Raw genomic sequence first — 21,224 nt, forward strand, 5'->3', positions numbered from 1 at the left:
AGAGTCAGGGTCAGTGGCGCGACAATGCCAGCGAATGGGACTGGCACCGCGGTGCCTTTGAGGTGTCCGGCCACAAGAATGCTTGAGTTCATCACAGGCTCAGCTCCAGATGGATCATCCAGCCGTCGCGTTCCTGGTAGAGGTTGCCCCCCAGGGATTGCTGGTACTCGGTGGAGACGCTCAGCTTGCGGCGAAAGGCGTTGTAGTGATCCTCGTCGTACCACCGCTCCCAGCGCAGTCCGGCGGCGAGTCGTACATCTTCGTCCCAGCTGGTGGTGTCGTGGCTGGTGGCCTGGAGACTGGCGTAGGGCATCAGCGTCTGGGCCGAACGGGTCGGCAGCTTGAAGGTGCGGCCCTGGCGGTAGCGGCCGAACAGCTGTACATCGCCACGTTGGGTCCACCAGGCGGCGTCGAGATAGAGCGAGCGCTCGTTCCACTGATCCTGGCTCGCGCGCCATTCGCTGCTGTAATCGCCCTGATCCAGAAAGGAGCCGGTGGCCCTCAGCAGCAGATTGTAGTCGGTGTGCTCGCCATCGTTTTTCTGGGACTCGGCGAATATCTCGGCGTACAGGTTCAGGTTGTGACGGGCCAACGGCTTGGCCCGCAGTCCCAGACCCAGGGAGCGTCCTCGCCCGTAATCATCACGATCATCGCCGCCGATGATGGCTCTCATGTAGCCGGCCAGCTCCCGTCCCTGGTGGATCGGGTCGTGGCCAAGCGCGTGGTCCCATTGAACCACCTGGGTGTTGATATCGTGGCCGCTATCGTCGTCGTTATCGTGGTTCGATGGGTCACTGCGTATCCCCGGCGTCGGGCTGGTTGGCGACCAACTGCTGGTCAGCGTGATCCGGTCGCGCCGCGTCAGCGTCTCGTGGGCCCTTCGCAGCCGGTAGCGGCGCTCGGCCATGGCCTCGAGGCTGTCCTCGCCCACCGCCAGGTCGAAGGGCTGCAGGTCGATAGCGTCCTCGATGCGCGTCATGGAGCGGGCGTTGTCGCCAATGGTGCTGTAGAGGTTTCCCAGGGTGGCGGCGCTGACGTAGTCCTCTGGATAGGCCGGACGGGCGCGCTCCAGCAGCGCAATGGCCTCTGACCGAGCACCTGCTTCCTCCGTTGCAGCGAGCGTCAGTCCCAGCTCCCGGGCAAGCCTTGGCGAGCCCGGCGAGGCCGCCTGGGCCTCGGTCAGCCAGCGGCGTGCGAGGGTCGGGTCTCCGGCCTGGCGGGCCACTTGGCTCGCGCCTTCCAGGATGGCGGCGTCGGTCTTGGGCTTTCCGCCGGCGGCTGCCACTGCGCCTCTGGCCAGGGCCACGGCGCCGGCGTCGTCGTGGCGGGCCAAGGCGATGCGTGCGCCGAGCAGCCTCGCCTCAGGACTATCGCTATCCTCGGGCCACCAGCGCCAGGCGCCCTCGGTGTCGCCACTTGCCAGGGCACTGCGCGCGCCGGCCAGGCGGTCTGTCTGGTCGAGTTTGCCGTCGCTGGCGCCGTCGCGTTCGAACGCTCGCCACTGACGCCAGGCGGCGTCGGGGTCGCCGGCGGCAAACAGCGCGAACGCCAGGCGTTTGCGGGCCTGGATCTCTGGCTGCGTCATTGCAGCCGTCACCGCGCCAGCTTCTGGCTGGCGCGGGGTGAGCTGTGTCAGCGCCCTCTGAAGATAGGCGGCGGCCTGGGCGGGCCTGTCTTGCGAGCAGATCCCGAGGGCCGCCCAGGGTGGCGTGCTGGCGTCGGCCACGCTGCGAACGACAGGGCAACGATCGTGGCGCGCAAGCTGCTCGAGCAGGTTGTTGCGCTCGGTATCGGCCAGTCGGGGCTGGCGTACCAGCGCTTCCAGCGTTGAATCGGTGACGCCGGCATTGTCGTCGGCGTAAAGCTGGGCCAGTCGCGCCAGTGAGGTCGCCGATAGCCGCTCGGGGGCAAGCTTGAAGGCTTGCTCCAGCAGTCGCCGGGCCGCCTGGGGCCGCTGTGATGCCAGATACAGATAGCTTGCCTGCTCAAGCGAGCCGGAATCGCCGGTCAGATGATAGTGCTGCTGCCATAGCTCGGCGGCCTCGGGGCGTCCCAGCCGCTGGGTCAACTCGGCGCGCTCGCGCAGGATCGCCGGCGTCTGTGGCTGACGTGTCAGCAGGCGCAGCGCCTTGTCATCCAGCCCGTCGGCGCGATAGCGATCCAGCAGCACCCGATCGCGTCGCTGGTGCCAGGCCTCCGGCAGTTCCGTGGTTTCCAGCAGTTCGAGGGCATCGAGACGATCGGCGAGTATCAGCCAGCTTTGCGGATCTTCCTTTGCGTCGCACTCGGTGAAGGTGCTCAAGGCCTCGGGGTCGCCATGATCGCTGAGCCAGCTCACCAGCGTCAGGCAATCCATGTCCTGGCGGCTGGCCATCTGGCGGACCCTGTCGGTGTCGCCCACTGCCAGCGAGGTCTGCAGCAGCTTGCGGGTGTCGCTGGCGTCCAGCTGATCCGACTGCTCCAGGGTGGCCAGCCAGCGCTGGGCGATCCCGGAGTAGCCCAGGGCGATGGCGCGATCGGCGCCTGCGCGCAGCACGAAATGGCGGACGTCGCCCTCGGGAAGCCTGGCGATCAAGGCATTGATGCCGCGTGCATCATCGGTCTGAATCATGGCGATCGACAGGCGTCGCCAGTCGTCGTCGTTCAGCGTATCTTCCATGGCGTGGGGCACCAGCGCATCGATCACGCCGTTCCAGTCCTGGATCTGCTCGGCCAGGGCGGCACGGTAGCGGTCCCGTGCCAGGGCGTCCTGCCGGGCGGGCACCGTAGCAAGCCATTCCAGTGCTGCCCGGGCGCCGCGGGTTGCGCGCAAATAGTTGGCCTGGGCGCTCCACAGGGCCTCCCGGGCGCTGCCCGACGTTTCGCTGAGCCATAGCGTCAACTCGCCCTCGCTGGCGTGGCCGTCGGCGATCCAGGCCTGGCGCAGGGCATTGATCTGGACCGCCGCCACGTTGGCGTCCAGCGCCCCCAGCGCCGCCATGGCGCCATCCAGATTGCCCTGCTTCGCCAGTGCCTGGGCCAGCAGGCGATAGGCCTCGACGTTCTCGGGCACCTGGCTGATCAGGTGCTCCATCAGCTGCTGGACTTGCGCCCAGTCGCGCTGTTCTGCTGCCCGGTAGGCCTTGTCGAGATAAGGGTAGCTGTGAAACTCCTCGAACTGGTTCAGCCCCAAGGCCGGTGGCTGAGTCAGCAGCTGAGCCAGCGACACGGCGATCAGCAGCGACATCGCCCTGGCCTTCATACCGCCACATCCTCGAGACTGCGGGCCGCCTGTCGGCGGTGGTCCGCCTGGAGCGCGAGCGCTCGCTCCAGGTCATTCGATTCGATCATCCCGCGCGCGACAAGGAAGTCGCCCAGACGACCCTGTTCAGGATCGAAGTCGATCATCGCCTGGCCGAACAGGGCGGGTGTGATAAGCCCTTGCTCCAGCAACAGTTCTCCGAGCAGGTACTGGTGAGCGCAGTAACCATCGAGGCGTGCGGCGTCGGCGTCTGCATCCAGCTCAAGCAGTCGGTCCCGGTCGACGTCGCCAAGCTCTCCCAGGTACCAGTGGCGCAGGCCAAGGGTGACGCGTCCGAGCGGGACCAGACGCTGCTCGACAGGACGCTTGATGCGCCGGCCAATGGCGCCGATGGCGACCGGACTCAAGGCGGTCTCGGTGGCGATGATCAGGCTGTCGCCGCTCTCGCCGATGGGCAGCGTGGCGTAGCGCAGGGCGACATGCCGGGGCAGGGCGTCGATCAGCGCGGGCGACAGCACCAACGGATGGATCTCGACGCTGGCGATGCCCCGCCGTCTGGCTTCAAGTCTGGCCAGCGTTGCCCCGGACACCAGGTCTCGTGCAATCAGCTCTCTGGGTAGCCGACGTGCTCCGACCTCAACACCTATGCGTTCGATATCGCTCGCGGTGACAACGCCATCCTCGATCAACAGGGCTTCGAGAGAGACTTGCACGGCGTCGTCGAGCTGGGGGAAGTCGTGGGTGGTCTTGTCCCAGGCGAAGGTGCGGTGGCGCGCCCGGGTGAAGAACAGCTTCCAGGCCCGCACGTTGGCCAGAAAGTTGACCAGATTGCTCCACAGCATGCGTGGAAAGGACAGCAGGCCCTGACGCCAGCCGTAGTAGATCTTGACGAAGTAGAAGCGCTGGAAGGCCCTGTTGACCAGCAGCAGACCATTGATGGTGAGCAGGGTCTCCAGCAGCCAGCCACCGAGGATCGACTGGAAGTGCCAGGCCTGTGGCGACAGCACGGCGTACAGCCACAGCCCTGCCAAGATCAGCATCAGCAGGGTGGCGACCAGCGCCAGGGGGTAGGCCACCAGGCCACGACGGTCGCGCCACAGAAAGTAGTTGAGACGCCAGTTGGTGCGGCTCCAGCCCAGATGCTGATAACCCTGGAAGACGATACCGGTGATCCAGCGGGACTTCTGCCGGACCACCGCGCCCAGCGCCGTGGGGAAGTGCTCGCGCACACAGATCACCTTGCTGTCACGCTTCGACAGGCCGTGGGCGTGTTCGCGCCGAGGCGACAGCTCATCGCGCTCGACGCTGTAGCGCACGAAGACACAGGAAAGCCCGCTTTCGTGCAGGCGAAAGCCGATATCGTAGTCTTCGGTCAAACTCCAGATGTCGAAGGTGATGCCGTCATTGAGCTGCCTTAAGTGGGCCAGCGCACGACGACTGAAGCAGGTGCCGACCCCGGCGCTGGGCACCTGGCCGCACATGGCCTCGCGGATCAGCACGTCCTTGCCGTGGTACTCGGAGAACTCGTCGATGTAGTGGCCGCCGGAGAGCTGATACCAGCGTGGACGGAAGGGGTAGACCGGGACCTGTATCAGGTCCTTGTCCGGCAGCAGATAGTTGTAGAGCCTAAGCTCCATCGGTGAAATGACGTCTTCGGCGTCATGCAGGATGCAGCCGGCAAACTCGATCCCGGCGGCCTTCTCGAAGCGCGCGATGGCCTCGATGATGTTGTTCAGGCAGTCGGCCTTGCTGGTGGGGCCGGGGTGTACCGTGACCACCTTGTGCACGTTGCTGAAGCTCTGGCAGACCGCGTCCACCTCGGCCTGGGTCTCGGGGTCGTTGGGGTAGGTGCCGACGAAGATCTGATAGTTCTCGTAGTCCATGGTGCTGGCCATCAGCTGGGCCATCTGGCCGACCACGCCGACTTCCTGCCAGGCCGGCACCATGACCGCCAGCGGCTTCTCCCGTGCCTGATAGAGACGCTCCTCGTTGGCCCGGGGATTGTCGCGATAGATCGACCAGTAGCGCCAGCTGCGCCGGGTCCAGTAGACCAGATCGAGAAACAGGTCATCGATGCCCATGGCCAGCATCAGCAGGCACAGCGTTATGGCGACGTACTTCAGGGCGAACAGCACATGGATGGTGGCGTCGACCAGCCACAGTGACAGCTCGGGGGATAGCTCAGGCATCGCCGGCCTCGTGTGCCTCGAGGGTGTGGGCAAGCCAATCGTGAAGGTCGTCGATGATCTGACTGGCGGCGTCTCCGCTGCCATAGGGATTGGGGATCGCGCCCATGCGACGGCGTGCCTTCTCATCATCGAGCAGTCGCGCCGAGGCGGCCACGATAGCGTCGCTGTCACTACCGGTCAGGATGACGGTACCGGCGTTTAGGGCATCGCTGCGCTCGGTGTGCTCACGCATCACCAGCACCGGCACACCGAGGGCTGGCGCCTCTTCCTGGATGCCGCCGGAGTCGGTGAGGATCAGGCTGGCGCGGCCCATCAGCCAGACGAAGTCGCGATAGTCCTGGGGCGGCACCAGCAGCACATTGGAGATACCCGCCAGGGCGTGTTCCACGACGTCCTTGATCGCTGGGTTGAGATGGACCGGGTAGACCAGATCGACGTCCGGGTAGCGAGCGGCAAGTGCGGCGATGGCGGTACAGATGGTACGGATGCCTTCACCGTGGTTCTCCCTGCGGTGGCCGGTGATCAGCACCAGCCTGGCATCGTCGCGCAGCGCGGCAAGCGGTGAGGGGGCGGCCGGGCGATAGCCTTGGCGGTCGAGGCGGCTTTTCATCCAGGCCAGGGCGTCGATGACGGTATTGCCGGTCACCAGGATGGAATCCGGCGCTACCTGTTCGCGCAGCAGGTTGTGGCGCGCCGACTCGGTGGGGGCGTAGTGGCGCCGGGCGATACGCGCCACCATGCTGCGATATGCCTCCTCTGGCCAGGGCGACGCGATATTGCCAGTGCGCAGGCCGGCTTCTACATGGGCCACCGGGACCCGGCGGTGGAAGGCCGCGAGGCTCGCAGCAAAGCAGGTGGCGGTATCGCCATGGACCATCACCAGGTCGGGGGCCACCCGTGACATGTCCTGGTCGAGTGCCTGGATCATCGCCTGCATCAGACCGTTGAGGGTCTGGGCTGGCCTCATCACCGCCAGGTTGCTGTCCGGCGTGAGGTCGAACAGCGACAGCGCCTGAAACAGCATCTCGTCGTGCTGGCCGCTGGCGCACAGGTGCAGTGACAGCTCCGGGCATGCCTGTATGGCCTGGGCGACCGGGGCCATCTTGATCGCCTCGGGACGGGTTCCAACAACGAGCATGACGACAGGCATGAGACGTCCCATGGGAGCGGAGTAAAGTATTCTTTGATTATCTCAGCATACTTCGGTGCGAACCGGGCGTTATCGCAGTGATCAAGGTCAACAAAAGGATATTTTTTGCCGAAAGCGGCGAGAGAGCGACACCTCGTAAGGGAGAGGCGGAGCGACTCTTGGGAGAGAGGGTAGCGGCGAGCCTGGAGAGAGGGTGGCGGCGAGCGTGGAGAGAGGGTAGCGGCGAGCCTGGAGAGAGGGCGGCGGCGAGCCTGGGGAGAGAGGGTAGCGGCGAGCCTGGAAAGAGAGCGGCGCCGGGAATCGAATCCCGGGACGACCCAGCCAGCCAGTCAGCAGGTTTTGCAATGCACAAGGAAGTCGAGCACCTTGTGCTCGCTCATTTCGCAGGGCTTCAGTTGCCACCCACGAGCGGTCAGGTAGCCGTTGAGACTGACCACATCGTTGCCGCCCAACTCCCGGGCGAACACCTTGAGCGAGCGCCCTCGATTGAAGGTGCGTCGGGTCATGGCGTAGCGGCGTCCCCGGTAGTGCACCTCGCTGTAGCCCTCGGGCACAGCTTCGAGCAAGAGCGCCAGGTCGTCGGGCGTCAGCTTGTCGGCTGTCAGATCGTCAGCAGCGGGATCTGAAGCCGGCTGCGGCCTGGCATCGGGCAAGTCTGGATGGGCCTTTGATGCTGCCGGCTTTCCAGTGGATGCTTGCGACATGGCATAGACCTCCGGGGCAATTGCTGCGGCGGCGAAGGGGCCGAGCGGTTATGCTGAGTCTACCCAAGTTTTCCCAGGCCAAGGAGGGATGCCCTGTGGCTGGAAGTAGCCTGTTAACCCTGATCGACGACATCGCCACCCTGCTCGACGATGTCTCGGTGATGACCAAGGTGGCGGCCAAGAAGACCGCCGGTGTTCTCGGCGACGATCTGGCGCTCAATGCCCAGCAGGTCACCGGCGTGGCGGCGGATCGCGAGCTGCCGGTGGTGTGGGCGGTGGCCAAGGGGTCGCTGTTCAACAAGTGTTTCCTGATTCCCGGCGCGCTGTTGATCAGCGCCTTCGTGCCCTGGCTGGTGACGGTACTGCTGATGCTTGGCGGGGCCTTTCTGTGCTTCGAGGGCGCGGAAAAGCTGGCCCACAAGTTCCTGCACAAGGAAGACGCCGAGCAGGAGCGCCAGGCGCGACTGGCGGCGCTGGCCGACGGCGAAACCGACATGAAGGCCTTTGAACGCGACAAGATCAAGGGCGCCATCCGCACCGACTTCATTCTCTCGGCGGAGATCATTGTCATCGCGCTGGGCACCGTCAGCGCCGCCCCCCTGAGCCAGCAGATCGCGGTGCTGGTGGCCATCGGCCTGCTGATCACCGTGGGTGTCTACGGCCTGGTGGCGGGGCTGGTCAAGCTCGACGACCTGGGGCTCTACCTGACGCAGAAGGACGGCGGCCTGGCACAGGCCCTGGGCCGAGGACTGCTCAAGGGCGCACCGCTGTTGATGAAGGGGCTGTCGATCTTCGGCACCCTGGCGATGTTCCTGGTCGGCGGTGGCATTCTTGCCCACGGCATCCCGGTGGTCGGGCACTGGATCGAGGGGCTGGCCGAGACCGAGGTAGCCCTTCCCGGCCTCGACGCCATCATGCACGGGCTGGTGCCAATGCTGGGGAACGGCCTGTTCGGCCTGGCCGTGGGTGCTGCCCTGGTGGCCGTCTGGACCGGCATCCAGCGGCTTCGGGGCAAGGGCCACTGATCGCGGATAGGTAGACAGGGGCGGAGCGTGCTCCTGGCTTCAAGCAAGAAGGGCGACCCGTGGGTCGCCCTTCTTGTGTGGTGGATGGCCCTTTCCTGGCTTTGCCGATGGCCCTTTCCTGTCTTTACTGATGTGGGGCCTAGCCGGTAGCGCGTCGGCGTGCCGCGACCAGGGTACGCAGGGCGTCCACCGTCAGGAATATCACCAGGCTTACCCCCATTACCGGCATCGCCAGGCCCAGCAGCAGCGCCACCAGCGAAATGAGCGCCAGCACCGACAGCGGTAGTTCCAGCAGGGCCTGCCACAGCGTCTGGCTGTCGCGGGTCAGGGCACGGCGGCGCCACCACATGGCGTAGCCCCAGCCGACCATGGTCATGATGCCGATGCCGAGGGCGGCCAGCAGCAGTTGGTTGGGCAGGCCGAAGAGGATGCCCATATGGCCGTCGATGCCCCAGCGGGTGAGCTTGGCCGCAGGCGGGTAGTCGTTGAAGCTCACCTGATCCAGCACCTGGAAGCTTTGCGGATGGATTGCCACCTCGTCCACCTGGGACGGCCAGCTACGGTCGATCTCGCGCACCTTCCAGGCCTGATTGTCGCCGGGCACCAGCAGCTCGATCTTGCCGGCGTCGAGGCCTGCCTCACGGGCCTGGCGTTCGACCGCGTCGAAGGCCTCAAGCGACCCCGATACGGTCGGGTGAGCGCCGGGCATGGCGTGGTCGGCGTGTGCGTCGTAGGCGACGTCGTGGGCCTGAAGCGACTGGGACACCCGAGGCGTCCCCCAGCCTGCGGCCTTGAGCATGGTGAAGAAGTTGTCGCCGGCGTACTTCGACCAGGTCATGCCGGTGGCCGACAGGGCCAGCAGGCCGACCAACAGGAACAGCCCCAGCAGACTGTGGCGTCGGCGGGTGCGCAAGCGACGGGCGGTGCGGGTCTGCTTGTCGGGCTGCACTCGGGGCGAGGGGGTGACCGCCCAGATGGTCAGCCCGCCCAAGGCGGCGAGCCACATCCAGGAAGCGGCCAACTCGCTGTAGAGGCGGCCGGGATCGCCCTGCATCAGGCTGCGGTGGATCTGGTCGATGATCCGGCGTAGCGGCAGTACCCCACTGGTACCGTAGACGGTCATGTCGCCACGGATTTCGAGGCTTTGCGGGTCGACAAAGATGGCCCGGTGTTCGCCGGCATCAAGGCTTGGGTCTGCGAACATCACCCGGGTGGTGGCGCCGGGTTCGGGGGCCGGGCGCACGGCGCTGGGCAGGGCGGAATCATCGAGATAGTCCTGGGCCGCTGCAATCTGGCGTGACAATGGCCGGGCCAAGGTCGCGGAAGCGCTGTCCGAACCGGTGGTCAGCGCGTCCCGGTACAGTGCCTGCTCCAGTGCCGGGGTCAGCGCATAGAGCGTGCCGGTGAGGGCGGCGAAGAAGATGAAGGGGCCGACCAGCAGGCCGATATAGAAGTGCAGTCGTATCACCAGCGTCTTCAGCGCCGGCGCAACGGGTTTCGCGTGCGTCGTCATGGTCATTCTCTTGAAGGCGGAGTTGCCGACGGCGATGCCGTTCGGTGGCTCTGGAGGCGGTGGCCTCGATGGATCACGACAATGACGCGGGAGGGGCGCGGGGAGTCGGACGCTGGAAGCGCCCGCTGACAACGGGGGGAATGCCTGCAGCACAACGTGCCGGCGGGGCCCGCGGCGCCAGGCTAACCAATACCAGCAACAGCAGGGCCAGCCACGGCACCTGGGCAAACAGTACGCAGTAGCCACAGGCGGCCAGGTGATGATGTCCGGCGTCACCGACCGCCCCCTCGGCGGCAGGCTCAAACGTGCCGTGCCCCTCTACTTCCGCGGCGCTCGGCGTGGGATCATGCTGGGCATGGCCTTGTCCGGTGCCTTGAGCCAGGCCTTGGTGGTGACCATGTCCATGGTGGTGTTGTCGACCGGCCTCGTCCTCCATCGCCAGGCGCTGGACCTGGCTGATCAGTGGGCCCACGAACAGCATCAGCATGGCCAGCACCGCCAGCAGGCAGACCCGGCGCTGACGGCGGGGTCGGGAGCTCAAGAGACGAGCGGCTGAGGGCATGAAAGAGGCAACCTTAGCGATCGGGAATATGCAGACGGGCCACTATAGTGCAGCGCCTGGCGTTTGCCCACGGTGGAGGCATGCTCTTCCGAGGGACCTGTGCCGGCGGCAATGGGGGCACACGGGTCGATACCACCAGCCAGGGATCTATCGATGAGTGACGGCTACAAAGAGGGCGAAGGGACCGGTGACAGGATCGGCGGCGGGATCGATGAAGCAAGCGGTGAAGGCCTGCAACCGCATCCTGGGCCGGACCGAGAGGCGCCATCGCGTGGCAGTCAACGGCTGGATCGGCCGCTCCATGGGCCGCTGAACCAGACTCGATGTCAGCCGTTGTCGCTGGGCTATCAGGCGCTGCTGGAGGAGGGACATCTGGTTGCCGATGCCGCCCAGGCCCGGGCGGTCGAGGCGCTGGACGCCTTGCAGCAGGAACTCGCTGGCGGCGTGTCGAGCCGGGGCCTGTACCTCTGGGGTCCGGTGGGTCGTGGCAAGACCTGGCTGATGGATCTGTTCGTCGAATGCAGTCCGGTGACGGTGCGTCGTTGGCACTTTCATCACTTCATGCGCTGGGTGCACCAGCGTCAGTTTTACTGGCGCGGACAGCCCGACCCGCTGGCAAGGCTCGCCGAGGAGCTTGCCGCCGAGGTCGGGGTGCTGTGTCTCGATGAGGTGTTCGTCGAGGACATCGCCGACGCCATGCTGCTGGGCGGGCTGATGCAGCAGCTGTTCGCCAGACGCCTGACTCTGGTGGCCACCTCGAACCAGCCGCCGGCCGAGCTCTATCGCGATGGCTTCAATCGCGAGCGTTTCCTGCCGGCCATCGCCGCCATGCAGGCCCATCTTCAGGTGCTCGAACTGGATGGCGGTCAGGATCATCGCCGCCATCCCGGCGACGTTCACCAGCGCTATTTTGTGCGTAGGGCCGGCGACCCCGGCATCCTGTCCGAGCAGTTTGTTCGGCTGAGCGGCAGGGCGGCGACGCCCCGAACATTGGCGCTTGGCGGCCGCAAGCTGGAGGCCAGAGGCCTCGAAGGCCAGGTACTGTGGTGCGACTTCGCGGCCTTGTGCGAGGCGCCGCTGGCGGCGCTCGACTTTATCGCGCTATGTGATCGCTTCGATACGCTGTTGCTGGGGGAGGTGCCATGCCTGGCTTCCAGGCCTGACGAGGATGACAGCGACGGCAGAGCCGCGCCGGATCGGCAACCGGGCGCCCCGCGTCCCATCGCTCGTGGCACAGAAGACGCCAGTGAGCGGGTGGCCGCCGGTGATCGCGTACTGCCGCCGCTGGGGGCCAGGGACGACAGCGTGCGTCGCTTTATTGCCCTGGTCGACGAATGCTACGACCGCCGGGTACCGCTGGTGATCGAGGCGTCGGTGGCGATGGAGGAGCTTTATCCCGATGGCTATCTGGCGTTTGCCTTCCGGCGCACTCTGAGCCGGCTTGGCGAAATGCAGCTGGTGCGCTTCGGGCAGCGCCGGTTGCCTTGATCCTTGCGGCGTCAGCCTGGGCGAGGCCGCGATCGGCAGGCGCCGTCGAAAAGTGTCGGCAGGGACAATAACGCTCACAAGTGAACGGCAATAGACGGAAGTGGACAGCAATGGACGAAAATCGACAGATGAACGGGATCACCATCGAGCGCTTGAGCACCGCTTCGCAACAGCTTGACCAGGTCGCCGACTGGACCTTTGACGCCTGGGGGCACCTGCATCCGGAGGCCGACATCGACGGCTGGCGCCAGGCGGTGGCTCAGATGTGCGGTCCGGCCGGGGTGCCCTCGGTGTTCGTGGCGATGAAGGAGGGACAGCCCCTGGGCACGGCGAGCCTGTCGCCGGATGACATGAGTATTCGCCGGGAACTGTCACCGTGGCTCGCCTCGGTCTACGTGCCGCCCGAACAACGCGGTCAGGGGCTCGCCTCCGCGCTGGTACGACGGGTGGAGCGGGAGGCCCGCGACCACGGCATCGAGTGGCTTCACCTCTACACGCCGGATCAGCAGTCACTGTATCGCCGGTTGGGATGGGAAGAACTCGAAGAGCTCGACTATCTGGGTGAGCGGGTCACCATCATGCGGCGGCGGCTGATTGATGGGTGAAGTGAAAAGGTCGGTCGGAGGATGGACTGTGCTCAAACAGTCTTTTACGGAAGTTATCTGATTGAATTGTTTATAAAAAACGAAGGTGTGTGGTGGGGTGGGCTAGCCGCTGGGTTTGCCGCAGGCTAGCCTTCGTCAGGAGTATGCCATCTACCTTTATGAGATCGACTGACCCGGAGATCATGCCATGGACAAGCACACCATCGAAGGCAAGTGGAAGGAACTGAGCGGTGCCGCCAAGGAAAAGTGGGGAGAACTCACCGACGACGAGATTCAGCAGGCCGAAGGCAACAAGGAAAAGCTGATCGGCATCATCCAGCAGAAGTTTGGCCTGGCCAGAGAAGAGGTGGAGAAGGAGTTTGACAAGCTCAAGGGTCGGCTCGATCAGTAGCGGCGAGTGCCGCGGGCTCTGTCGCCCGTGCGGGCAGGCAACGTCTTGTACCAGCGGGGAGTCATCGTGACTCCCCGTTGTTCGTTGTGGGTCAGGTCTGGTGTCCTCAGGTGCTCTCACCTTCCAGCAGGGCGAAGCTGACGTCGATCTGGCGTTCGGGGTCACGGCCCTCCAGACGGTCGATGATCTGCGAGGCGGCGAGCCGGCCGATGGCCTCGCGGGGGGAGGAGATGGTGGTCAGACGCGGCATCAGCGAGCGGCCGAAGGGCAGCCCGGTAAACCCGGCGATGGCGATGTCGTCGGGCACTCGCAGGCCCCGGCGCTGTGCGCCCAGCAGGGCGCCGCTGGCCATCACATCGTCGACGAAGTGGATCGCCTCGACGCCCGGGTGGTGGCGACGGACCTCGTCCAGCGCCGTGGCGCCAAGGTCGAAGTGGCTGTCCTGGTGCCACTCCATCAGCGGGGCCGCAAGTCCGGCCTTCTCGAGCCTGGCGCGGTGGCCGGCGTAGCGCTGGGCGGCGCGATAGTTGGACTCGAGCCGGGTGCCGGCGAAGACGATATGACGGTAGCCCCGGGCGATCAGATGATCGGCCATGGCGGCGCCTGCCTTTTCGTGGTCCATGCCGACGTTCATGTCCAGTGCCGGGCCCAGTTCCATGATTTCCACCAGCGGTCGAGGAAAACGTTCCAGCAGCGCGCTTAGCCCCGGCTGGTGGCGCAGGCCGGTGGTCACCAGGGCGGTGGGGGACCAGCCGAGAAAGGTGCGGATCAGCTCTTCTTCGCGCTGCATGCTGTAGTCGGTGTTGCCCAGCAGCATCTGGTAGCCGTGCTGGTCGAACTGTGCCTGCAGCCCCTGGATGACCTCGACGAACACCACATTGGACAGCGACGGCACGATCACCGGGATGAAACGCGAGCTGGCCGAGGCCAGGCTACCGGCCACCATATTGGGCACATAACCAACCTTGGCGATCGCCGCCTCCACCTTGTTGCGGGTGGTCTCGCGTACGCTGTCCGGGCGGTGAATCGCCCGGGATACGGTGATCGAGGAAACTCCAGCCTCACGGGCGACGTCGTCAAGCGTCGGGTTGTCCAGGCCCTTGCGGCGGCGGCGATCACCGCCCTGGGTCTCGTTCATCGGACTCTCCTTGATCGATGGCATCAGAGGGACGCCTGCCTTCCATGGTATGCCGAATGGGGCGCGCTGGCTCGCTCGTTCCCAGGCTGTCCCTGCGTCGCAGGTCAGTGGGGACATGGCCCAGCGCCTCGGCCTCGAGCGGCTGATGCCGAGCGCTTCATGCAGGGCAGCTTGGATCAAGCGCTGCACGCCTCGGGGCACCCATGGTCCCGACACCGGGATCACGGCGGTAGTTAGACATTGGTCGATGCCTATCGCTTTCGTGCTTGTGCAACAAGGGACTCTGGACTAAAAATGTTAGCGCTAACATTTTACAGGGCAGCAGCGCTGATCTTCACCCATCATCGCCGACCGGATTCCCTATCGTCCTGTTATCGGTATTGGTCGCTGGCCTTCGGTGTGCCGGGGACAGATACCGCCTCCCTGCTCCTTCCGCAGATGAAGTCGAAGCAGGCCATACTCTTGTTTGTCGGCCCTGACGGCCTCGTTACCGGAGAGCAGCATGAGTGAATCATCCACGACATCCGCCGGATCCCCTGTCTGTGGCGTGGTGGGACTTGGCGCCATGGGCATGGGCATCGCCCGAAGCCTTCTGCGTGGCGGCCTTGAGGTGATCGGTTGCGACGTTTCCAGCGCCTCCCGTCAGGCCTTCGAGGAAGCCGGTGGCGAGGCGGTGGCGTCGGCCCGCGAGCTGGCGCCGCGCTGTGACGTGGTGCTGCTGGTGGTCGTCAACGCCGATCAGGTCGAGGCGGTGCTGTTTGGAGAAGATGGCCTGGCAGCGACGCTTGCGTCGGGCAGCCTGGTGATCCAGTGCGCCACCGTGGCTCCGAGTTTCGCCGAATCCCTGGGACGCCGACTGGCAGAGGCTGGGCTGATGATGCTCGACGCCCCGATCAGCGGCGGGGCGGCCAAGGCGGCCAGCGGAGAGCTGTCGGTGATGGCCTCCGGGAGTGCCGAGGCCTTCGCCCTGGCCGAGGCACCGCTTGGTGCCATGGCGGCCACGGTCCACCGGCTGGGCGACGCGCCGGGGCCTGGCTCCAGCGTCAAGCTGGTCAATCAGCACCTGGCCGGGGTGCATATCGCCGCCGCCGCCGAGGCCATGGCGCTGGGCCTGAAGATGGGCATCGACGGTCGCGCGCTGTACCGGGTGATTACCCAGTCGGCGGGCAATTCGTGGATGTTCGAGAACCGGGTGCCGCACATTCTGGACGGCGACTATCACCCGCTGTCGGCCGTGGACATCTTCGTCAAGGACCTCAACATCGTCCACGACACCGGCCGCGAACTGCGCCTGTCGATGCCAGTGGCGGCCAGCGCCCTGCAGCAGTTTACCGCCGCCAGCGGCATGGGGCTGGGACGCGAAGACGACGCCGCGGTGGTCAAGGTCTACGCCGCCACCGCAGGGATCGCACTGCCCGCGGCCAATGACGACGACGCCGGATAAGGCCGCGTCGCGGCTGTGTTCCTCCCCTTTATTCACCGTATTTGACGAGGACTGACCATGACTCTGGTACTCGGCGCCATCGCCGATGATTTCACCGGTGCCACCGACCTGGCCAACAATCTGGTGCGCTCCGGCATGCGCACCGTGCAGATGCTTGGCGTGCCTACCGGCAAGCCGCTGCCTGAAGGTGTCGACGCCGTGGTCGTCGCGCTCAAGTCGCGCACCTGCCCGGTGGAGGAGGCGCTGGCCGACAGCCTGGCGGCGCTGGACTGGCTGACCGAACAGGGCGCACGCCAGGTCTTCTTCAAGTACTGCTCGACGTTTGATTCCACCGCCGAGGGCAATATCGGCCCGGTAGCCGATGCCCTGCTCGAGCGTCTGGGCGGCGATCAGACGGTGATGGTGCCGGCCTTTCCGACCACCGGACGCACGGTCTATCAGGGTCACCTGTTCGTCGGCGATCGTCTGCTCAACGACAGCGGCATGCAGGATCACCCGCTCAATCCGATGACCGACGCCGATCTGGTGCGGGTGCTGGGCGCGCAGACGTCGCATGCGGTGGGGCTTCTGTCCCACTCGGTGATCCGCCAGGGCGCCGAGGCCTGTGCCAGCCACCTCGAACGCCTGGGAGGTGACAAGGTCCGCCACGTCATCTGTGACACCCTGGATGACGCCGACCTTGAGGTGCTGGCTGCGGCCTGCGTCGAGCTGCCCCTGGTCACCGGCGGCTCGGGCCTTGGCCAGGCGCTGCCCGCCGAGTATCGGCGCAAGGGCTGGCTTGAGGCGGTCGACGACGCGGCTCGGCTGGCCACGGTCCAGGGGCAGGCCCTGGTGCTTTCCGGTAGCTGCTCGCGGGCGACCCTGGCCCAGGTCGAGCACTTCCTCGAGCGCCATCCGGGGATCGCCCTGGACCCGCTGGCGCTGGCCGAGGGTGACGCGCCCATCGCCGAAGCGCTGGACTTCGTGCGTCGCCACTATCGGGACTCGCCGGATGAACCGGTGCTGGTCTACGCCTCGGCTGCACCCGAGCGGGTCAAGGCCGCCCAGCAGCGCCTGGGTGTGGCCAAGGCGGGCGAGCTGGTCGAGCGGGCCCTGGCGACCCTGGCCGCCACCCTGGTGGACGAAGGTGTCGGCAGGTTGCTGGTGGCCGGCGGCGAGACCTCCGGTGCGGTGGTCTCGGCGCTGTCGCTGGACCAGTTGCATATCGGCGGGCAGATCGATGCCGGGGTGCCCTGGACCCAGGCCCGCGTCGGCGGGTCGACCCTGTCGCTGGCGCTCAAGTCCGGCAACTTCGGCGGCGTCGATATCTTCAGCCGCGGCTTTCAGGTGCTCAAGGAGATGAGCCAATGAGTGCACGTGACGTCAATCGTCTGCGCGAGCAGATCGCGACCTACGGCAAGTCATTGTTCGACCGCGGCCTGACCATGGGCTCCAGCGGTAATATCAGTGTGCGTCTGGACGACGGCGGCTGGTTGATGACCCCGACCAACGCCTGCCTGGGACGACTCGATCCGGCCAGCATCTCGACGTTGTCGGCGACGGGGGAATGGCTCGATGGCGACAAGCCGACCAAGGAAAGTTTCCTGCATATGGCGATGTACGCCGAGCGGCCCCAGTCCGAGGCCATCGTCCATCTGCACTCGACCCACTCGGTGGCGGTATCCTGCCTGCCGGATGTGGACCACCACGACTGCATTCCGCCGCTGACCGCCTACTACGTGATGCGCGTCGGCCGCCTGCCGCTGGTGCCCTACCACGTGCCGGGGGACCCCAGCCTTGGCGACGCGGTACGTGGGCTCGCCGGCAAGCACAGCGCGGTGCTGCTGGCCAACCACGGCCCGGTGGTGGCGGGCAAGTCGCTGGAGGCAGCGGTCTACGCCACCGAAGAGCTCGAGGAGACCGCCAAGCTGTTCCTGCTGCTGCGCGGCCAGAATCCTCGAGGGTTGACGCCAGAACAGGTAGAGGAACTCGAAGCACGCTTCCCCCGCGACTGACCCGGGGCTATTGGCGTCGGGGGTGTCGACACGGCCCCGATACTGGGCCCCCGACGCGAGGCCCGCACGACAATGACAATCAGGAGAGCGAGATGCCCCGCCTGGCCGCCAACCTCAGCATGATGTTCACCGAGCACGACTTTCTCGACCGCTTTGGCGCCGCCGCCAAGGCGGGCTTTACCGGCGTCGAGTACCTCTTCCCCTACGACTTCGAGGCGCACGAACTGCGTGAGCGGCTCGACCAACATGGGTTGACGCAGGTGCTGTTCAACCTGCCCCCCGGCGACTGGGAGGCCGGCGAGCGAGGCCTTGCCAGCCTGCCGGGGCGCGAGGGGGAGTTCCGCGAGGGGCTCGAGCGTGCGCTCGACTACGCCGCGGCGCTCGACTGTCCGCGCCTGCATGCCATGGCGGGGCTGCTGCCGCAAGGCGCCAGCGAGGCCACCCGAGAGGCCCATCTGGCCACCTACGTCGACAACCTTTCCCATGCCGCCGAGGCCTGTGGCCGGGCCGGGCGTACCCTGTTGATCGAGCCGATCAACGGCCGCGACATGCCGGGCTTCCTGTTGCAGCGCCAGGAGCTTGCCAGGGAAGTGATCCAGCGCGTCGGCTCGCCCCACCTCCGGCTGCAGTTCGACCTGTACCACTGCCAGATCGTCCAGGGCGACCTGATCCGTACCCTGGAAAGCCAGTTCGATGTGGTGGGACACGTGCAGCTTGCCGGGGTCCCGGAGCGCCATGAACCGGACCAGGGGGAAGTGAACTTTGGCCCGGTGCTCGAGCGTCTCGACGCCCTTGGCTATGACGGCTGGGTCGGCTGTGAATACCGCCCCGCAGGTGACACCGTCGATGGCCTGGGCTGGGCGCGCGCCCATGGTGTCGTTGCCAAATAACTCGCCGCCGAAGGAGGAGGGCTTCCATGCATATCTTGATGACTGGTGCCTCTGGTGTATCGCTGGGGCAGCGCCCGGCGTGGGCCATCGTCCCCAAAGGAGGAGAACACCCATGCATATCTTGATAACCGGTGCAGCCGGCTTCCTTGGCCAGCGTCTGGTCCAGGCGCTGCTGGCCAAGGGCGAGGTCAACGGCCAGCCGCTTTCGCGCCTGACCCTGGTCGACCAGAGCACGCCGCCCCACCCGCATGACGCGGGCCAGGTGGCGGTGACGTCCACCGCTCGGGACCTCACCGAAGAGGGAGCCTGGGACGCCCTGCTGGATGGCGCCCCGGACGTGATCTACCACCTGGCAGCGGTGGTCAGTTCTGCCGCCGAGGGCGATCTGGAGCTGGGGCTTGCGGTCAACTTCGACGCCACCCGGGCGCTGCTCGACGGCTGCCGCCAGCGCGGCCTGGCCACGACCCGGGTGATCATGGCCAGTTCGGTGGCGGTGTACGGCGGCGAGTTGCCCGAGGTGCTCGACGACATGACCGCGCTGCGGCCCCAGAGCTCCTACGGCAGCCAGAAGGCCATGTGCGAGTTGTTGATCAACGACTACAGCCGGCGCGGCCTGATCGACGGTCTGGTGCTGCGCCTGCCGACCATCGTCATTCGTCCAGGCCGGCCCAACGCCGCGGCCTCGAGCTTTGCCTCCAGCATCCTGCGTGAGCCCCTGAACGGCGAGGCCGCGGTGTGCCCGGTGCCCACCGAGCTCGAACTGTTCGTGATGTCGCCTGGCAAGGTGGTTCAGGCGCTGGTCCACGGCGCCGAAGTCGCCGCCGATGCCCTGGGTGACTTCCGCGCCTTCATGCTGCCGGGTATCAGCGTAAGCGTGGCGGCCATGCTCGACGCGCTGGAGCGTCAGGGTGGCGCTCAGGCGCGGGAGCTGGTGAGTTTCGAGCCGGATGAGCGTATCCGCGCCATCGTCGAGAGCTGGCCTGGGCGCTTTCGTACCGACAAGGCCGAGGCCCTTGGCTTTGTCGGTGACAGCGACTTCGATGCCATCGTCGAGGCCTTTGTCGAGGATCAGGCGACGGGCTAGCGGTGGGGAATCGGGGCTGAAGGCGGTTGCCCAGGGTCTGGCGCGGGTGCCTAGCGCGGGGGCTTGGCGAGAGTTCTTGGCGAGAGCCCTTAGCGAGGGTGCTTAGCGTGGATCTTCGGGGGTATCCAGGTCGCGCACCACGCCGGGATCATCGACGTCGATCTCGAGCAGTGCCTGGCGGTGGCGGTGCAGTAACGCTCGGGCGCCGTCCTGGCCGTGAAGCTGCGTCATCTCGGGCCAGAAGTCGCAGCCAACGATCACCGGGTGGCCGGGTTGGCCGTGAAAGCGCGGCCTGACCAGTCGGTCGGCCCTGGCGCTGGCGGCAAGCCGGCGGCAAGTCGGCGCCGAGATCCAGGCCATGTCGCCGAGCCATACCGCCGCTGCGGTGAGCTCAGGACTTTGCTGCTGGCGTTGCTGAAGCAGCCAGCGAAAGGCCGCCGACAGGCTGTCGCCGAGGGCGTCGCTGGGACGTTCAAGCGACAGCAGCTCGAGGCTGGCAGAAGGTGCACGGGCCCAGTCGGCGAGGCTCTCGCTCGGCCCCAGCACCACCAGCCGCCGAGGGGTCAGCTCGGCCGCCGCCGCAAGGCTTGCCGCCAGCAGCCGGCGACCATCTTCGAGGCGTGCATGGCGCTTGTCCGCGGCGCCGAAGCGCCGTGAACGACCCGCCGCCGCTACTACACAGATCAGCGGGGTGGCGTGGGACGGATGGCGGCCATCCTCACGAGAGGGGGTTGAAGCAGGAGTGCCCGACTGGCCGCTAGAGCGCATGGCGGTCCTTGCCCCGGCGTACCCGAACGATATCGGCCATCACCGCCAGGGCGATCTCCGCCGGGGTCTTGCTGCCCAGGTTCAAGCCGATCGGCATATGGATACGCGCGATCTCGTCAGCGTTCAGGCCACCGCTGCGGGATAGCCGCTCGGCCCGCGCCCGGGACGTCTGCAGCGATCCCATCACCCCGATATAGAACGCCTCGGAGCGTACCGCCTCGATCATCGCCAGATCATCGATGCGCGGGTCGTGGGTCAGCGCCACCACCGCCGTGGCAGCATGGCAGCCGCCTTCGGCGATAAAGCGGGACGGTAGGGTCGCCACTTTCTCGATGTTGCCGGAGGCGGCCCCGAGTTCATCGATAAAGGACTCCAGCATGCCTTCCCGAGGGTCGCAGACGATCACCTCGAAGCCGAGCCCCACGGCGAACTGGGCGCAGGCGACGGCCACCGGCGAGACCCCGGCAAGCAGCAGTCGGGCGGCTGGGCCGACGCGCAGTTGCGCACTGGCCTCACCATTCCCATCGACCAGAACGACGCGATCACCCAGGCCATCGTCTTGAACGAGTGAACGCGCGCCGCTGTCCAGGTCTACGCGGCGAATCAGCGGCTTGCGTCCTTCCAGTGCCGCCTCCAGGGCGGAGAAGTGCGCCAGTGCCGCCTGGTCGGGGGCGAAGCGTTCGACCAGCACATCGAGCACGCCGCCGCAGGGAAGGCTGGGCGCCGGGTAGTCGACGTCGTCGCCGGCGCCGTAGCGCACCCGCCTGACCGGCGTATCGAAATCACCCTGCCCAAGGCGCTCAAGAAAGTCTTCCTCGACGCAGCCGCCAGACAGCGAGCCAACGTGATCACCGTCACGGGTGGCAGCCAGCCAGGCACCGGGTTCGCGTGGCGATGAGCCATAGGTGGACAGCACCGTGGCCAGCCACAGGGTGCGCCCGTCGCGCAGCCAGGCGAGGGCACGTCGCACCACCCTAAGATCCAGATGTTGCATGGTCAGCGTGTCCTGTGTGTGACGAGCGCCACGCGATCAGCGTG

The 21,224-nt window shown here is 66.4% G+C and carries 18 protein-coding genes; 9 read left to right on the top strand and 9 right to left on the bottom strand.

Going from position 1 to position 21,224, the window contains the following annotated elements; translation table 11 throughout:
* Nucleotides 1–91 precede the first annotated feature (91 nt).
* From RBB39_RS10345 to RBB39_RS10360, 4 genes are all read right to left on the bottom strand, one after another.
* Complete coding sequence (locus RBB39_RS10345; protein ID WP_306169071.1) at nucleotides 92–3,241, bottom strand: tetratricopeptide repeat protein; 3,150 nt, start codon at nucleotides 3,239–3,241, stop codon at nucleotides 92–94.
* Complete coding sequence (locus tag RBB39_RS10350) at nucleotides 3,238–5,430, bottom strand: glycosyl transferase family protein (protein WP_306169072.1); 2,193 nt, start codon at nucleotides 5,428–5,430, stop codon at nucleotides 3,238–3,240. The genes RBB39_RS10345 and RBB39_RS10350 overlap by 4 nt, the downstream gene beginning before the upstream one ends.
* A complete protein-coding gene (gene wecB / locus RBB39_RS10355; RefSeq protein ID WP_306169073.1) occupies nucleotides 5,423–6,568 on the bottom strand; it encodes a non-hydrolyzing UDP-N-acetylglucosamine 2-epimerase in 1,146 nt (381 codons plus the stop codon). Before wecB ends, RBB39_RS10350 begins: the two co-directional genes overlap by 8 nt.
* A gap of 341 nt (nucleotides 6,569–6,909) precedes the next feature.
* Nucleotides 6,910–7,284: a hypothetical protein gene (locus tag RBB39_RS10360; protein ID WP_286985737.1), complete on the bottom strand. Its 375-nt coding sequence runs from the start codon at nucleotides 7,282–7,284 to the stop codon at nucleotides 6,910–6,912.
* A gap of 95 nt (nucleotides 7,285–7,379) precedes the next feature.
* Here RBB39_RS10360 and RBB39_RS10365 point away from each other — a divergent pair, with 95 nt between their 5' ends.
* Nucleotides 7,380–8,309 carry a DUF808 domain-containing protein gene (locus tag RBB39_RS10365; RefSeq protein ID WP_045990907.1) on the top strand — a complete coding sequence of 310 codons (930 nt, stop codon included), beginning with the start codon at nucleotides 7,380–7,382 and terminating at the stop codon, nucleotides 8,307–8,309.
* 139 nt (nucleotides 8,310–8,448) lie between these two features.
* Here RBB39_RS10365 and RBB39_RS10370 read toward each other — a convergent pair whose 3' ends face one another.
* Complete coding sequence (locus tag RBB39_RS10370) at nucleotides 8,449–9,822, bottom strand: PepSY domain-containing protein (protein ID WP_286985739.1); 1,374 nt, start codon at nucleotides 9,820–9,822, stop codon at nucleotides 8,449–8,451.
* Between the two features lie 73 nt (nucleotides 9,823–9,895).
* Nucleotides 9,896–10,384 carry a DUF2946 family protein gene (locus RBB39_RS10375; protein WP_286985740.1) on the bottom strand — a complete coding sequence of 163 codons (489 nt, stop codon included), beginning with the start codon at nucleotides 10,382–10,384 and terminating at the stop codon, nucleotides 9,896–9,898.
* Between the two features lie 153 nt (nucleotides 10,385–10,537).
* Here RBB39_RS10375 and zapE point away from each other — a divergent pair, with 153 nt between their 5' ends.
* The 3 genes from zapE to RBB39_RS10390 all read left to right on the top strand — a co-directional run bounded on the left by zapE (nucleotide 10,538) and on the right by RBB39_RS10390 (nucleotide 12,868).
* Nucleotides 10,538–11,872 carry a cell division protein ZapE gene (zapE, locus tag RBB39_RS10380; RefSeq protein WP_306169074.1) on the top strand — a complete coding sequence of 445 codons (1,335 nt, stop codon included), beginning with the start codon at nucleotides 10,538–10,540 and terminating at the stop codon, nucleotides 11,870–11,872.
* Nucleotides 11,873–11,982: 110 nt separating this feature from the next.
* Nucleotides 11,983–12,477: a GNAT family N-acetyltransferase gene (locus RBB39_RS10385; protein ID WP_306169075.1), complete on the top strand. Its 495-nt coding sequence runs from the start codon at nucleotides 11,983–11,985 to the stop codon at nucleotides 12,475–12,477.
* Between the two features lie 187 nt (nucleotides 12,478–12,664).
* Nucleotides 12,665–12,868, top strand: a complete 204-nt coding sequence (locus RBB39_RS10390; RefSeq protein WP_045990910.1) for a CsbD family protein — start codon at nucleotides 12,665–12,667, stop codon at nucleotides 12,866–12,868.
* A gap of 106 nt (nucleotides 12,869–12,974) precedes the next feature.
* Here RBB39_RS10390 and RBB39_RS10395 read toward each other — a convergent pair whose 3' ends face one another.
* On the bottom strand, nucleotides 12,975–14,006 hold the full coding sequence (locus tag RBB39_RS10395; RefSeq protein WP_306169076.1) for a LacI family DNA-binding transcriptional regulator: 1,032 nt from the start codon (nucleotides 14,004–14,006) through the stop codon (nucleotides 12,975–12,977).
* Between the two features lie 502 nt (nucleotides 14,007–14,508).
* Here RBB39_RS10395 and ltnD point away from each other — a divergent pair.
* From ltnD to denD, 5 genes are all read left to right on the top strand, one after another.
* A complete protein-coding gene (ltnD, locus tag RBB39_RS10400; protein ID WP_045990913.1) occupies nucleotides 14,509–15,450 on the top strand; it encodes an L-threonate dehydrogenase in 942 nt (313 codons plus the stop codon).
* A 57-nt stretch (nucleotides 15,451–15,507) separates the two neighbouring features.
* Entirely contained in the window at nucleotides 15,508–16,800 is a 1,293-nt protein-coding gene (gene otnK / locus RBB39_RS10405) for a 3-oxo-tetronate kinase (RefSeq protein ID WP_306169077.1), read from the top strand.
* The gene (gene otnC, locus RBB39_RS10410) at nucleotides 16,797–17,444 is read left to right on the top strand and encodes a 3-oxo-tetronate 4-phosphate decarboxylase (protein WP_045990915.1); all 648 of its coding nucleotides are present in this window, start codon (nucleotides 16,797–16,799) and stop codon (nucleotides 17,442–17,444) included. Before otnK ends, otnC begins: the two co-directional genes overlap by 4 nt.
* Nucleotides 17,445–17,536: 92 nt before the next feature.
* Nucleotides 17,537–18,334, top strand: a complete 798-nt coding sequence (otnI, locus tag RBB39_RS10415; protein ID WP_306169078.1) for a 2-oxo-tetronate isomerase — start codon at nucleotides 17,537–17,539, stop codon at nucleotides 18,332–18,334.
* A 112-nt stretch (nucleotides 18,335–18,446) separates the two neighbouring features.
* Nucleotides 18,447–19,418, top strand: coding sequence for a D-erythronate dehydrogenase (denD, locus tag RBB39_RS10420; RefSeq protein WP_306169079.1), 972 nt, complete (start codon nucleotides 18,447–18,449; stop codon nucleotides 19,416–19,418).
* A gap of 102 nt (nucleotides 19,419–19,520) precedes the next feature.
* Here denD and RBB39_RS10425 read toward each other — a convergent pair whose 3' ends face one another.
* Nucleotides 19,521–20,186, bottom strand: a complete 666-nt coding sequence (locus RBB39_RS10425) for an NTP transferase domain-containing protein (RefSeq protein ID WP_083970254.1) — start codon at nucleotides 20,184–20,186, stop codon at nucleotides 19,521–19,523.
* Nucleotides 20,176–21,180, bottom strand: a complete 1,005-nt coding sequence (locus RBB39_RS10430) for an XdhC family protein (RefSeq protein ID WP_045991772.1) — start codon at nucleotides 21,178–21,180, stop codon at nucleotides 20,176–20,178. The genes RBB39_RS10425 and RBB39_RS10430 overlap by 11 nt, the downstream gene beginning before the upstream one ends.
* Between the last annotated feature and the right edge of the window lie 44 nt (nucleotides 21,181–21,224).

This window comes from Halomonas sp. MMSF_3323, assembly GCF_030733595.1.
Lineage (GTDB): Bacteria > Pseudomonadota > Gammaproteobacteria > Pseudomonadales > Halomonadaceae > Halomonas > Halomonas litopenaei.